Source organism: Pseudomonas sp. PS02290 (assembly GCF_029960075.1).
Taxonomy (GTDB): Bacteria; Pseudomonadota; Gammaproteobacteria; order Pseudomonadales; family Pseudomonadaceae; genus Aquipseudomonas.
Genome location: NZ_JASCOY010000134.1, coordinates 1 through 9880 on the forward strand (window position 1 = coordinate 1; position 9880 = coordinate 9880).

General features: G+C 60.4%; 9 protein-coding genes. 6 read left to right on the top strand and 3 right to left on the bottom strand.

Going from position 1 to position 9880, the window contains the following annotated elements; translation table 11 throughout:
• The first annotated feature begins 71 nt into the window (after positions 1-71).
• The 3 genes from QMX88_RS27170 to pbpG all read left to right on the top strand — a co-directional run bounded on the left by QMX88_RS27170 (position 72) and on the right by pbpG (position 2132).
• Complete coding sequence (locus tag QMX88_RS27170; RefSeq protein WP_192172466.1) at positions 72-419, top strand: hypothetical protein; 348 nt, start codon at positions 72-74, stop codon at positions 417-419.
• Between the two features lie 242 nt (positions 420-661).
• Positions 662-844, top strand: coding sequence for a hypothetical protein (locus tag QMX88_RS27175; protein WP_282373350.1), 183 nt, complete (start codon positions 662-664; stop codon positions 842-844).
• 331 nt (positions 845-1175) lie between these two features.
• Complete coding sequence (gene pbpG / locus QMX88_RS27180; RefSeq protein WP_407073228.1) at positions 1176-2132, top strand: D-alanyl-D-alanine endopeptidase; 957 nt, start codon at positions 1176-1178, stop codon at positions 2130-2132.
• 44 nt (positions 2133-2176) lie between these two features.
• On the opposite strand, the gene QMX88_RS27185 is transcribed toward pbpG, so the two are convergent.
• Together QMX88_RS27185 and QMX88_RS27190 are read right to left on the bottom strand one after the other, a co-directional pair.
• Positions 2177-3109, bottom strand: a complete 933-nt coding sequence (locus tag QMX88_RS27185; RefSeq protein WP_282373351.1) for a magnesium transporter CorA family protein — start codon at positions 3107-3109, stop codon at positions 2177-2179.
• A gap of 4 nt (positions 3110-3113) precedes the next feature.
• The gene (locus tag QMX88_RS27190; protein ID WP_282373352.1) at positions 3114-4697 is read right to left on the bottom strand and encodes a RimK family protein; all 1584 of its coding nucleotides are present in this window, start codon (positions 4695-4697) and stop codon (positions 3114-3116) included.
• Between the two features lie 89 nt (positions 4698-4786).
• On the opposite strand from QMX88_RS27190, the gene QMX88_RS27195 reads away from it, so the two are divergent.
• Both QMX88_RS27195 and QMX88_RS27200 read left to right on the top strand, forming a co-directional pair.
• Positions 4787-5917, top strand: a complete 1131-nt coding sequence (locus tag QMX88_RS27195) for a GNAT family N-acetyltransferase/peptidase C39 family protein (protein WP_282373353.1) — start codon at positions 4787-4789, stop codon at positions 5915-5917.
• Between the two features lie 353 nt (positions 5918-6270).
• On the top strand, positions 6271-6729 hold the full coding sequence (locus QMX88_RS27200) for a DUF2214 family protein (protein WP_282373354.1): 459 nt from the start codon (positions 6271-6273) through the stop codon (positions 6727-6729).
• 30 nt (positions 6730-6759) lie between these two features.
• Here QMX88_RS27200 and QMX88_RS27205 read toward each other — a convergent pair whose 3' ends face one another.
• Positions 6760-8079 (bottom strand): Nramp family divalent metal transporter, encoded by a 1320-nt coding sequence (locus QMX88_RS27205; RefSeq protein WP_282373355.1) that lies wholly within the window; start codon positions 8077-8079, stop codon positions 6760-6762.
• Between the two features lie 114 nt (positions 8080-8193).
• Between QMX88_RS27205 and QMX88_RS27210 the strand changes: the two genes are divergently transcribed.
• Positions 8194-9630 (top strand): MFS transporter, encoded by a 1437-nt coding sequence (locus QMX88_RS27210; protein WP_282373356.1) that lies wholly within the window; start codon positions 8194-8196, stop codon positions 9628-9630.
• Positions 9631-9880: the final 250 nt, after the last annotated feature.

The window sequence follows — 9880 nt, forward strand, 5'->3', positions numbered from 1 at the left end:
AAGTTATCCCGTGGCAGTGCCTGAGCGTAACGCAGGCTCGCGACAACGGGACTGAACACCGAGGAACAGTCATGATTCGTCAGATCCCCAAAGTTGCCTTGTTGTTAGGCGCCCTCGCCCTCGCAGGCCAGGCTGAAGCCCATGGCGGCGGCCCGGGCTGGGGTGGAGCCGCCGTAATCGGTGCGGTCGTCGGCGGTGTTGTCGGCGCGGCAGTGGCGTCCGGGCCGGTTTACGCAGCACCCGCTCCCGTGTACGCGGCCCCGGCGCCGGTTTATTACGCGCCACCGCCTCCACCGCCGGTTTACTACCAGCCGGCTTATGTCGTTGAGCGCCCGGTGGTCTACGCACCGCGTTACTACGGCCCGCCACGTTATTACGGCCCACCACCGGGCTATTACCACGGTGGCGGTCGCTGGTAACAGCGGTTTGCTCCTGAGCACAGGGCTGTCGATTCATGGTCGCCATCCCTCACCCAACACAGACCCCGCCTTCCCGGCGGGGTTTTTGTTTCAGGGGTATTGATGCCGGACCGCAGCACCGCTTTGCGCACGTGTCCCCATCACTGTCCCTACCCGCTCATCAATGACGACTATCGAGAGCGGTGATTTCTGCATCAACCGGTCGGGCCTTAAAGTAGCGCCATAGATTGTTGGAGGCACTTATGACCAAGGTTCAAATCATGTCGGTTGTCGGCAGCGCAGTTCCCCCTCAGCTTCGTGAGCGCGGTCTGTTGGCGTGCTGGTACCTGATGCACAACGGCGAACCCGTCAGTGGTCCTTTGCCTTCACTGCCAGCGGCGCAGGCCCTGTCGCAGCAACTTGAATGCCGCTCACTCAACAGCTAACCCCTTATTCGCTCTTCCCTGTGAATCGTGCGTTGCTCCGCACACTCCTTTAGCCCGCCTCTTTAATGACGCGGGCTTTTTTTTGCGTGACGATCCGATGTTGAGGCGCAGCGCCGTTTAACAGCCAGGCCATAATCGGCAATTCAACCCGTTTAAATACAGGCTTTTTGGATCCGCCACCTGAACCTGACCTATACAACGGTGCTTTATTAGCGAAACCCCGCACCGCCCCATCGACAACTTCAGAAACTTGCTCCTAAAATGCGCCGAACTTGTTGTCGCGCTTGAAGAAAGTCCGACGTTCCACGCTATTTCCATCCTTTAGTGAGCTTTGCTCTTGAAAATTCGCCCAACCGTCATCGGCCTATTATTTGCACTTACAGGCTGCGCACTTTCCACTGCCGCATTTTCCACCACCGCACTGGCGAAAGAGCCGGCGGCGTTCAATCGCGACCCGGCCAATCTTCATCTGGCCTCCGGCAGCGCCATGATCACCGACCTGCAAACGGGTCAGGTGTTGTATGCGAGTAACCCCGACATTGTCGTGCCGATCGCCTCGGTGACCAAGCTGATGACCGCGATGGTCACCCTCGACGCCAAGCTGCCCATGGACGAGATGATCAAGGTCGACATCTCCCAGACCGCCGAAATGAAAGGCGTGTTCTCCCGGGTCAAGCTGGGCAGTGAGCTGAACCGCCACGACATGATGCTGATCACCCTGATGTCGTCGGAAAACCGCGCAGCGGCGAGTCTGGCCCACAGCTACCCGGGCGGTTATCCAGCGTTTATCCGGGCGATGAACGCCAAGGCCAAGTCACTGGGCATGAACCACACCGTGTACATGGAGCCCACCGGGCTGTCGGTGTACAACGTATCCACCGCGCGGGACCTGACCAAGCTGGCCCTGGCCGCACGCAACTACCCGATGCTGCGCGAGCTGAGCACCACGCCGGAGAAAACCGTGACCTTCCGCAAGCCGAATTACATCCTCGGCTTCAGCAACACCGACCATCTGGTGCGTAAATCCAACTGGGACATCAAGCTGACCAAGACCGGCTTCACCAACCAGGCGGGTCACTGTCTGGTGCTGTTGACCAGCATGGCCAATCGTCCGGTGTCCGTGGTCATTCTCGACGCCTTCGGCAAATACACCCACTTCGCCGATGCCAGCCGCATGCGTCTGTGGATGGAAACCGGCAAGAGCGGCCCGGCGCCGGAAGTTGCACTGCAGTACAAAAAAGAAAAGAACCAGGTGATGAGGCAGAAGGGTTTGCAGGCGTCGGAATAAGACGTCGCGCCCCTGTCAGTGGGAACCCGCCGGGTTCCCGCTGATCACTGACTCGCCCGCGCCATGCGCTTGAGTATCACCACCATCCCCACGCCCAGCCCGGCCATGCCGACCAGCAACGCCGGGTAGCTGATCCACCACGCAATAGGCGTGGTCATCATGCTGTATTCCGACATCCCGCCAATCCCCGCCACCAGATTCAATGGCAAGAACACCACGTTGATCAACGTCAGCTTGCGCAGCAGGTTATTGGTGTTGTTATTGACCAGATTACCCCGCGCATCCATCAAACTCGCGAACACCGTGGAGTAGATGTTCGCCTGTTTGTGGCACTGCTCGTTCTCGGTAATCATGTCTTCAATCAGTGCCAGGCTGTCGCCGGAAAACTGATGCTTGTGGGCGTGATTGCGCAGGCGCGTCAGCACCGAGCCGTTGCTGTCGATGGCGTTGATGTAATAGACCAGGCTTTCGCTCAGGTTGAACATCTGCACCAGATGGCGGCTGTCCATCGAGGCATTGAACTGCTGCTGCAATTCCCGGGCGATCATCTTGATCACCTTGAGGTGACCCAGATAATGATGGATGTTGTGGAACAGCACCTCCAGCAACACGTCCAGCAGCGTGTGCATCGGCCGGTGCTGTCCGAGGTCGCTGATCTGCTTGCTGTCGGCACAGATCAGCACCATGTGATGGGGGCTGAGCAGCACCCCGAACGACGACACGTCGAAGGAAAACGTGTCCTTGCCCGAGTAGTTTTCCGGGCGCTTCCAGATCATGAACAGCGCGTCCGGATGAAACTCGATGCGCGACACCTCGTCGGGGTCGAGCGCCGAGGCCAGAGCGTGGTCGTCGAGGTTGAAGCGCTCCAGCAGCAGCGTCTTTTCGGCGGCGTCCGGGTCGCTGAACCAGAGCACGCTGGCATCCGCTTCGGCGCATTCCCGTAACCTGCCCGCCTCCAGGCGGTGGCCCTTGATCACCGGCCTAACCCGCCAGACCGCGACGTTTGATGTCGAGGCGGCGAATGAACTCTTCCAGCACCAGCGCGTACAGATCGTCCTGCAGCCAGGCGTCTTCGATGCCTGCGTCGAGGTTGGGGTTGTCGTTGACTTCGATGACCACCACGCGATCGCCGGACTGCTTCAAGTCGACACCGTACAGCCCGTCGCCGATCAGGTTGGCAGTCTTCACCGCCAGATCCACCACGGCCTTTGGCGCGTCGTGAACCGCGAGCGTGCGGCACTCGCCGTTGATTTCCGCGTCGATGGCCTTGTGGTTGTAAATCTGCCAATGCCCCTTGGACATGAAGTACTGGCAGGCGAACACCGGTTTGCGATTGAGCACACCGATGCGCCAGTCATATTCGGTGTAGAGGTATTCCTGGGCCAGCAACAGCACCGAATGCTCAAACAGTTCCCGCGCCGCTTCCTGCAATTGCTGCGCGTCCTGCACTTTGATCACGCCCTTGGAAAAACAGCCATCGGGGATTTTCAGCACCAGCGGGAAGCCCAGTCGTGCCGCGACGTGCTCCAAATCATCCGGTCGCTCCTTGTAGAGGATTTCCGTGGCCGGCATGCCCAGCTTGTGGCTTTTGAGCAGGTCGGTCAGGTAGACCTTGTTGGTGCAGCGCAGGATCGACGCCGGGTCATCCATCACCACCAGCCCTTCGCTCTCGGCCTTCTTGGCGAAGCGGTAGGTGTGATTGTCGACGCTGGTGGTTTCGCGGATCAGCAGCGCGTCGTATTCGGCCAGCCGCGAGTAATCCTTCTTCTCGATCAGCTCGACGTCCACGCCCAGTTGCTGGCCGACGCGGATGAAATTATCCAGCGCCTTGCGGTTGGACGGCGGCAACGCCTCCTGCGGGTCATGCAGGATCGCCAGGTCGTAGCGATAGGTGCGAGGGGAACGGGGCTGGCGCCAGATCTTGCGGCTGAAACTGTCGAGAGACAGTGCGAACTGGTCCTGCTGGTGATCACGCAGGCGGGTCAAGGCGCCGGTTTTGATACCGACGATGTGCCAGTTGTCGCGCTTGCGAAATTCCACCAGCAGGATCGGCGCCGGAAACGCCTCGAACAGCTGACGGGCAAGGTCCTGCAACGGCGCGAGATCAGTCTGACCGAAATACAGGCTCAGGGTGAAGCCTTCGGTTTCGTCATACGGATGGTCACGCAGCGCGTGTTCGAGGCGCTTGTCGAGGTCATCCAGGGCAAGGCCGTAAAGGGATTTGCGGGTCAGTTCGCTGATGGTTTTGACCGACGGAATCACGTGGTGACCCCGGGCTTCGGCCAACAGCGAGCAGTAATAACCGTGGCCCAGATAGCGGTAACTGCGGCACAGGTTGATCACTTGCACCCGCTGACCGGCAGTGTTCTGGGGCGGGTTTTCCAGGTAGTCCTGGGCGCTGATCAGGTGTTCGCTGGGCAAGTAAGACGACCAGTCTTCGAGCCGCTCCACGACAATCAACAGTTGGCTTCGGGTTGAAACAGGTTTCAGCGGATTGACATTAAAAGTTGCCGAACGCTGAGGTTGTGCTGATACTTCGTCGGTCTTCACCGGCACCGCATTCATGAGTTGATCCTTCGGGAAACAGTCCTTTCTATAAAACATGGCTTTGTAGAAATGTCCCGTTTCGTTACTCACTCTTTACGGTGTCGGACATGAACTTTATATATCGCCTCGCCCAGCCTGCCGATGTGGATGAACTGTTGGTGCTGGAAAACCAGTGCTTCGAATCCGATCGCCTGAATGCGCGCAGCTTTCACTGGATGGTCACGCGGGCCAATGCGCGATTGATCGTCGCGCTGCGCGATCAGGCCGATCAACGCCTGGCCGGTTACGCGCTGGTGCTGTTCCATCGCGGCACGTCCCTGGGCCGGCTCTACTCCCTGGCGATCAGCGACACTGCCCGGGGCCAGGGTCTCGGGCAGCAACTGCTGGCCCAGGCCGAACAACATGCCCTTGAGCGTGAGTGTGCCTATCTGCGGCTCGAAGTCCGCCCGGACAACGCCCCGGCGATTCGCTTGTACGAGCGCAACGGCTATCGCCTGTTCGACCGCATCGACGATTACTACGAAGACCACGCCCCGGCGCTGCGCTACGAAAAACGCATCCGGGAACACGCCACCGGCGTTGCCCGTCACGTGCCCTACTACCCGCAAACCCTGGACTTCAGCTGCGGCCCGGCGTGCCTGCTGATGGCCATGAAAGCCCTGCAACCGCCGCGCGCCATGCAGCGTCACGAGGAACTGCAGATCTGGCGCGAGGCAACCACGGTGTTCATGACCTCCGGCCATGGCGGTTGCAGCCCGCAAGGTCTGGCGTTGGCGGCGTTGCGCAGAGGGTTCGAGGTCGGCCTGCAGGTGTCGGTGCGCGGGCCGTTGTTTCTGGCTGGAGTGCGCAGCGAAGAAAAGCGCGAAGTCATGCGCCTGGTGCATGAGGAATTCAGCCGCGAGCTGGCTGAAAGCCCGGTCCGTCAACTGGGCAGTGCGCCGCTCAATCTCTGGCAACTGCAAAAGGACAACAGCCTGGCGCTGGTGCTGATCAGCAGCTATCGGTTGACCCGTTCCAAGGCACCGCACTGGGTGCTGGTTACGGGGTGCGATGATGACTTCGTGTATTTGCACGACCCCGATATCGATCACAGCCAACAGCGTCAGGCCATGGACTGCCAATACATGCCGGTCAGCCACAAAGAGTTCGCCGGCATGAGTTGCTTTGGCGCCGACAAACTTCGCGCGGCGGTGGTTCTTTATCCGCAAGAAGATCCGCAGGCACAGGCGCTTATATAAATGGCGTCAGGTGAAGCACTGTTCGCGTAAAGATCCCGTCGTATTGATTGCAGTTGCACCGGCAAAAGGAATGAATAGTCGCTCGGCCTTTGGGCGACTTACTGGATGAGCGTGATGGATAACTCGGTAATCGGTTTGATAATTCTTTCGGTGATAGCGCTGTTTGGCGTGTCGGCGTTCTACTTTGATTTTGTTCATCCGCACCGCGAGGGCAAGCACCCGCAGAAATGATGAGCGACGCCCCGACGGATTATTTTTCCTTCCCCACTTCATCGATCAAGGCGTAACGCCAACGACCCGCTAAGCTTGAACCGTTGACGCTTGCTTTGCACATCGCTCGGGGGAGTTGAAACATGCTCATCAAATGGGTACTGGCTGCGTTGCACCTGCTGGCGTTCGGTTTTGCCATAGCGGCGGTGCTGGCGAGGGGACGGGCGTTGCGGCGGTTGCGCACGGATGATCCGCGATCGTTCAGGGATGTCTTCGTGGTCGACAATATCTGGGGCGTTTCAGCAGGGGTTCTGCTGATCACCGGGGCGTTTCGGGCGTTCGGCGGGCTGGAAAAAGGCTCGTACTATTACCTGCATCAGCCACTGTTTCACCTGAAAATGGCGGCGTTCGTGGCCATGCTGGCGCTGGAAGTGGTGCCGATGTTCGCGCTGATCAAATGGCGCATCGCGTTCAAGAAGAACCAGCCCATTGATACGTCCCTGTCCCGGCGGTTCGCGCGAATCAGCCACATGGAGGCGCTGCTGATGGTCATCATCGTCATCGCCGCCACGGGTATGGCGCGGGGAATCTTGTTGAGCTGAGGCCTGAGCCGATGCCCAGACCTCCAGCGGTCAGGTCATCCAGAAGAACATCAGGGTCAGGTTCGCGCCCGAGATCAGTCCGAACAGCCCCCAGGCCAGGGTTTTGGTCAGGCGGCTGTTGGCGAACGGGCCCATCAATTGCGGGTCGCTGGTGAAGCGGATCAGCGGCCACAGCGCGAACGGCAGCTGCAAACTCAGGACAACCTGACTGAGCACGAGCATCTTGCCGACTGCGCCATCGCCAAACCAGATCACCCCGATGAACGCCGGAATCAACGCCAGGCCGCGGGTCGCCAGACGGCGTTGCCAGCACGGGATCTTCGCCTTGAGAAACCCTTCCAGCACCACTTGCCCGGCGATGGTCCCGGTGAAGGTTGAGCTCTGCCCTGCCGCCAGCAGCGCGACGCCGAACAGCACGCTGGCGACGACGCCGCCCACCAGCGGATCGAGCAAATGGTAGGCGTCCTGGATTTCCACGATGTCGGTGTGGCCGGTGCCGTGGAACGCGGCGGCGGCCAGGATCAGAATGGCGGCGTTGATCACCAGCGCCAGGCTCAGGGAGGCGATGGTGTCGACCCGGGCGTAGCGAATGGCGCTAGCCTTGCTTTCGACCGACGTGCCGTTGACCCGGGTCTGCACCACCGATGAATGCAGGTACAGGTTATGGGGCATCACCGTCGCACCGAGAATACCGATGGCGATGTACAGCGGCTCTTGATTGCTCAGCATCTCCCACGACGGCTTGAGCCCCGCCACGACGTCCGGCCAGAACGGTTTGATCAGCACCAGCTCGATGAAAAAGCACGTCGCGATGGTCGCGATCAGCCCCAGCACAATGGCTTCCAGACGGCGGAAATTGGCGCCCTGCAAAGCCAGCACGATGACCGTGTCGAACGCCGTCAGCGCCACCCCCGTGGTAATCGACACCCCCAGCAGCAAGTGAAACGCCAGCGCGGCACCCAGCACTTCCGCCAGATCGGTCGCCAGGATCGACAGTTCGGCGAGAATCCACTGGCCCATGCCGACCCGGCGGCTGTAGTGCTCCGAAGACAGCTGCGCCAGATCGCGGCCGGTGGCGATGCCCAGGCGTGAACACAGATTTTGCAGCACCATGCCCGACAGACTTGCCAGCACCACCACAAACAACAGCGAATAACCGAAGCGCGAACCGGCTTCAATGGCGGTGGCCCAGTTGCCGGGGTCCATGTAGCCGATGGAGATCAACAGGCCGGGGCCGACGAACAGCATCAGCTTGCGCAGGAAAGACGCATTGGCGGGAATGGCGACGCTGTCGGTGGTTGCCGACGGGCAAAATGGCGCGGTGGCGGTGGTCGGGAGTTTGTACTTCACGGGAATCCGAAACGTGGTGGCGGTCAGCCCCGGAGCTTAAACGCGCAGAAATGTTTTGTCTTGAATCTCTGGGGCACTAACATGCTGCGTCTCACCGATCCGGAAAAAACAATAATGCATGCCGCTTCTGACAGCCCCGATAACGCCCGCCCGACCCAAGACGGACTCGACCCGATACGCGCGGCGCGGATTTCCGCCCGCATCGACCGCCTGCCCGCCGTCGCCACGATCTGGAAACTGGTGGCGCTGCTGTCCATTGGCGGCTTCTTCGAACTTTACGATCTGTTCCAGACCGCCTACATCAGCCCCGGCCTGATCCGCGACGGACTGTTCGCCACCGGGGCGCAGGGCGTGTTCGGCTTTTCCGATCAGGCAGCGTTTGCGTCGGCGACCTTTCTGGGGCTGTTCCTCGGTGCCAGCCTGCTGAGCCCGATCGCCGACCGCTACGGCCGCCGCGCGATCTTCACCTTCGCGTTGATCTGGTACACCGTCGCCACGGTGCTGATGGGCATACAGACCTCCGCACTGGGCATCATCTGCATGCGCTTTCTGGTGGGCATCGGCCTGGGCATCGAACTGGTGACCATCGACGCGTACCTCTCGGAACTGGTGCCCAAGCGGATGCGCAGCGCGGCGTTCGCCTTCGCGTTTTTCGTGCAGTTCCTGTCGGTGCCTTCAGTGGCATTGATGTCCTGGTGGCTGGTCCCGCAGGACCCGTTCGGCGTCGCCGGCTGGCGCTGGGTGGTGTTGGCCAGCGCCGTGTTCGCGCTGTTCATCTGGTGGCTGCGCTCGCGCCTGCCGGAATCACCGCGCTGGCTGGCGCAACACGGCCGCTTCAGCGAGGCGGAAAAGATCATGGACGACCTCGAAGCCCGCTGCATCAAGGACCACGGTCAGGCCCTGGACGAACCGGAAACCCATAACGTGGCGGTCGAAGGCAAAGGCCGTTTCGCCGACATCTGGCAACCGCCGTATCGCCGTCGCGCGCTGATGTTGATTGTGTTTCATGCGTTCCAGGCGATCGGCTTTTTCGGTTTCGGCAACTGGCTGCCTGCGTTGCTTTCGGGTCAGGGCGTGAGCGTGACCCACAGTCTGGCGTATGCCTTCGTGATCACCCTCGCCTATCCGCTGGGGCCGCTGTTGTTCGTGAAATTCGCCAACCGGTTCGAGAATAAGTGGCAGATTGTCGGCTCGGCGTTGGGCTCGATGATCTTCGGCACGCTGTTCGCGCAGCAGACGACGGCGGCGGGGCTGATTTTTTGCGGGGTGATGATCACGTTCTGCAATGCGTGGCTGAGTTTCAGTTATCACTCGTACCAGAGTGAGTTGTTCCCGACCAACATCCGCGCCCGGGCGGTGGGGTTCTGTTATTCGTTCAGTCGTCTGTCGACGGTGTTCAGCAGTTTGTTGATCGGGTTGTTCCTGGATCACTTCGGCACGCCGGGGGTGTTGACGTTCATTGTGATGAGTATGTTGATTGTGATCATCACGATTGGCGGGTTTGGGCCGAAGACCCGGAATCTGGCGCTCGAAGATATTGCTCATCGATAGGGTTCGCGGTGCGGCTGAGAGAAGATCAAGAGCGTCTGCCTGGGGGCAGACTGTTTCGCCTTCGGCGAGTTACTTGGAAAAGCACCCCAAGTAACCAAGGGTGCTTGCTCTCGGTTTGGCCCTTCGTTCCTCAGGGTTCCTTCACTCCGGTCTCGCTCCGTGGGCCCGCTGCCATCCGCCATCCATGGCGGGGGGCAGCTCTCGCCGCATCCATGCGGCTCGGCCCACTCCACGAGACCTGCGTTCAGCC

Excerpts from the sequence above, each read along its gene's own strand:
- QMX88_RS27170 (WP_192172466.1), top strand. The coding sequence starts at position 72 with ATGATTCGTCAGATCCCCAAAGTTGCCTTGTTGTTAGGCGCCCTCGCC.
- QMX88_RS27175 (WP_282373350.1), top strand. The coding sequence starts at position 662 with ATGACCAAGGTTCAAATCATGTCGGTTGTCGGCAGCGCAGTTCCCCCT.
- QMX88_RS27190 (WP_282373352.1), bottom strand. The coding sequence starts at position 4,697 with ATGAATGCGGTGCCGGTGAAGACCGACGAAGTATCAGCACAACCTCAG.
- QMX88_RS27195 (WP_282373353.1), top strand. The coding sequence starts at position 4,787 with ATGAACTTTATATATCGCCTCGCCCAGCCTGCCGATGTGGATGAACTG.
- QMX88_RS27200 (WP_282373354.1), top strand. The coding sequence starts at position 6,271 with ATGCTCATCAAATGGGTACTGGCTGCGTTGCACCTGCTGGCGTTCGGT.
- QMX88_RS27210 (WP_282373356.1), top strand. The coding sequence starts at position 8,194 with ATGCATGCCGCTTCTGACAGCCCCGATAACGCCCGCCCGACCCAAGAC.